The 3,972-nt window shown below is 51.0% G+C and carries 2 protein-coding genes and 1 pseudogene; all 3 read right to left on the bottom strand.

Annotated elements, in window-relative coordinates:
- Window positions 1-129 precede the first annotated feature (129 nt).
- Window positions 130-894, bottom strand: a complete 765-nt coding sequence (locus DW082_RS04855) for a hypothetical protein (RefSeq protein WP_118457606.1) — start codon at window positions 892-894, stop codon at window positions 130-132.
- A 341-nt stretch (window positions 895-1,235) separates the two neighbouring features.
- Window positions 1,236-2,675 (bottom strand): annotated as a pseudogene (locus DW082_RS04860) (amino acid permease); the annotation flags it as partial.
- A 393-nt stretch (window positions 2,676-3,068) separates the two neighbouring features.
- On the bottom strand, window positions 3,069-3,308 hold the full coding sequence (locus DW082_RS04865) for a helix-turn-helix domain-containing protein (RefSeq protein ID WP_101572754.1): 240 nt from the start codon (window positions 3,306-3,308) through the stop codon (window positions 3,069-3,071).
- Between the last annotated feature and the right edge of the window lie 664 nt (window positions 3,309-3,972).

Consider the following 3,972-nt stretch of genomic DNA (forward strand, 5'->3'; position numbering starts at 1 on the left):
TTAACGTAAAACAATGCCGTCTTGTTTTTTATGGCTTGAAATTGAAATCTTAGCTATTTCATTAAATGAAAAAACGGGGGCTCCGTCTTTTGCAATATGCCTGCGATCCTGGCAGCTTCTTAGATTGTCTTAGTTGCAGTCCTCCTGCCCGTAGTCTTCCAGCCGTCCGATATACTTCGATTCGTCGAATCGGCCCGCTTCCGCGTCTTCGATGATTCGTTTGCACAGATCGGACAGTTCGAGGATGTTTCCTTCGGTCTTGCTGACGGTCAGCGTCCATACGTCGTCGCCGACGACACACCGGAATGTCGTTTCTTCGCCGTCGAGCACTTTCCCGGGCCGTCCCGTTCCCTTGAAATGATCGATCGAGGAGACGAATCTTTCGTGTAGCTTTTCGGCAAATGAATCGGTTACCGGGATGGATTCGGTTTCGACCTGGTAACGTTTGGGCCGCTCTTTCTCGCGTTCGGCAAGCATTGCTTGGTTGTGCTGCGCCAATCGTACGCTGGAATCTTCGGATATGTAGCGATTGGCGGAAGCGCGTTGCCATGGAAATTCTTCCCGAAGTTCGGTTTCTACTTCCTTCCAGTTGGAAATTCGTTTTACTTCAAGGGTATACGATCCGTCTGATGGCTTTTTTAGGATGCGAAAACCGTAGTTCGCTTCAGTCGAGGGGGAGACATAAAATTCGATTCCGGCGTTAATGTCTCCGAAAAAGAGTTTCTCGACTTCTGTTTTGCTGTCGAGATTGAAATACCCGTCCGGCTTTCCGTTCAAGCGGACGAGATCGCTGCTGTAATTGTTTTCGACTCTTTTCAGGAACCGAGTACTTTGCGAAAAAGCGACGGTTCCCAGAAGGATTGAAAAAACGGTTATCAAAATTGTCTTTTCCATACCGGATCTATTTTGCCGGGAAACGATGAAATCTGTTTGTTTTGCGTTATTAAAATAAAACGATTCTAAATATAAAAATCATTTTAATGAAAAGCAAGATCGTTTCGTTTTTTATAAACGGGGCGGGGCGTCCTTGGTGCTGTAAATTCGGATCGTCCATGACGCGGGGAAGCGAGGAGCGGGTAAGCCAGGGGAGCGAAACCGCCGTTTGCGGCGCGGCCTGTCCGCACCTTTCCGGCTTGTCCGGAATGACGGTTCCCCCTTCCGGCAGCGATGCGTCGGAAGGGGGAACGACTGTCCGGAAAGCGTTTCCGGAATTTTTTATTTCGACGGCTGCCGGTTTTCCGCGCCCGGCGGCCCATTGCGACGCTGATGACGATCGGGATGGCCAGGAATACGACCGTGCCCGCGACGACCAGCCCCGTATAGAGCGCCGGGCTGCCTACCGGCAACTGAGACGGCGGGAAGAACGTTACGGTGAATGCGAACAGCACGGCGAGGAATCCGCCGCCGCCGATGCACCACATCCCGGCGTTGCCTCCCGGCACGCGGTAGCTGCGGGGCAGGTCGGGCTGCGTATAGCGCAGGCGGATGCCTGCGGCGTACATCATCATGTACATAATCAGGTAGAGCCCGATGGTGAGGGCGCTCAGTAGGAAAAAGGCGACGCTTACGTCTTTCATCACGATGTACAGCGACGAGAGCACCGAGACGATACAGCCTTGGATCACCAGGATGTTGACCTGGACGCCGTTCTTGTTGGTCTTTTTCATAAATTCGGGCAATTGGCCCTCTTTGGCCGTCCAGAGCAGGCCCCGGCTGGGGCCCGATATCCACGACATCACGCCCGCCAGGACGCCGAAAGCGATCAGCAGGCTCATGACGTTCGTGAGCCAGCCGACGCGGTAGTGCTTGAATACGATGTCGAACGTCGTGAACAGTCCCGATTGGAGGTTGATCTGGTCGTACGGCGTAATGACGGCTACGGCCAGCGAGCCGAGCGTGAAAAGCCCGAAGGAGATCAGCGCGGCCAGGAACATGGCTTTCGGAAACTGTTTCTGCGGCTCTTTGAGTTCGGGAGCGTGCACCGCGTGCACTTCGACGCCGGCGAAAAGCAGCAGGATACCCGCCAGGAACGCGATGTCGCTCATGCCCGTGATGTGCGGGAAAAGGCGGGGGTGCGCGTGCTGCGTCGCGTCGGCGCTTACGACCTGCGAAACGCTCGCCGGGATGTGTTCGAACGCGATTTCATTACCGCCGGCGATCCACGCCAGCGCCATCGCCACGATCACCACGCCCGGAAGCACCGTCCCGATCAGGAATCCCTTGCTCGTCAGGCCGGAAGCGGTCGCCGTGCCCCTCAGGGTCACCCACGTGGCCGCCCAATACATGACGATCGAAAACAGTCCGACGAAAACGCCGTTCTGCGCGAGGGCGGGCATCCCGATCATGTAGGCGATCGACGCCGCGGCGAATCCCAGCACGGTGGGATACCATACCACGTTCTGAATCCATTGGAGGAAGATCGCCGTGAACCCCATGTGCGGATTGAAAGCCTCTTTGACCCACGAATAGACGCCGCCGCCCCGGGAGGCGAAGGCGCTGCCCAGCTCGGCCCCGACCAGCGCGGCGGGGATAAGGAACAGGAACGTAGCGAAAAAAATGTAGAAGAACATCGTAAGTTCTTCCTGCGCCATCATCGGCAGTCCCCGCAGGCTGATTACGGCGGCGGCCGTCATCAGCGCGAGTTGCATGGTCGTAATGTTTTTGCTTTTAGCCATCGTGTCGGGAAATTCGAAAATACGTTTTTCGAATCTTTCAGTTTTCGTGCCAAAAGGGGAGCGTTTCGCCGCATTGCGTCTGCTTGCCGGCCCGGTCGTCGGCAATTCGGCGCGTCGGGGCCGGCAAGGGCGCAGGACAGCTTTCGATTCAGGGTATCCCAATACCTCACTGTTAGAAGCTGCAAATGCGCCTTCTTTTATGCTTTTCCCGATTGTAGTGTCTGGTAAGTTGCTGAAAATGTGTTTATAAAATCATTATTCGTCAATGTCGATAATATCTTTTAATTTTACATTGAGTGCAATAGAAATTTTATATAAAGTTCTAATTGTAAAATTGACTTTTCTTGTTTCGATACGCGACATATGCGTATGTATCTATCTATTACTTTGCGGTTATCCTGCTTGTTCTGTCGAAATTCCTTTGAAAAAATCTTCAATGGAGATGCCGAAGTATTTACACAAAATAGACAATGATGTCAATGAAATATTGGATTTGCCGATTTCTATTCTGCCGATATTAATATTGGTATGAAAATAAACTGTTTCTTGGGACAAACCTCGCTCTTCCCGTAGTGCTTTTAGCCTATCGGCGGTCCATTTCAACAATTCGTAATCATATCTTTCCCGTCCCATATTTAACAAAGAACCGGAGAAAATGAGTGTTTTAATAACGACAGTACTGTAATTGTTGGAAAATATATTGTATCTTTGTTTTCAATAAGGAATCATTTTAACCAACATCAAATAAAAAAGTTATGTTATCTTTGTGGAAACATTGTAATACGACATAGACGATAAATTTGCAGTAAAACTGCAAATTATAAAGGGTAAACAACTCTTTATGCCTAACTGTAAACTTAGGAAGCCTCTGTAATGAGGTTGTTTAAATCGGGTATAAAAGTTGCCAGTCCATGTTATGCCTTGACCGTTTGTGTCAAGGCTAACTTGGGCGTAGGGCAATTTTCCGATTTAAGGTTTCCTAAGACCTACAGTTAGAGAATATAAGTCCCTGCGCCCTCTTTTTATGCCGTTACCGGACTTTGCGAATCTATCCGGTTTTGCCGTAAATATCCTCGGGCGCAGATAATTCACCCATTCCGTCATTTCAATTATCGAATCGCCTGATGAAAAAAATCATTCAATCCCCTTCGTGGGATCGCATCGTCACGATACTTAAAAACGAAACGCTGTGCGTGAACGAGCTGGCCCGCCGCATCGGTCTGGAACGGCCGCACATGATCGAAGCCGCGAAAGACCCCGCGACGGGAATCTGTCCCGAACTGGCCGCGCGGATTCA

It is taken from the genome of Alistipes sp. AF48-12 (genome assembly GCF_003477565.1).
In the GTDB taxonomy this organism is placed as follows: Bacteria; Bacteroidota; Bacteroidia; order Bacteroidales; family Rikenellaceae; genus Alistipes_A; species Alistipes_A hominis.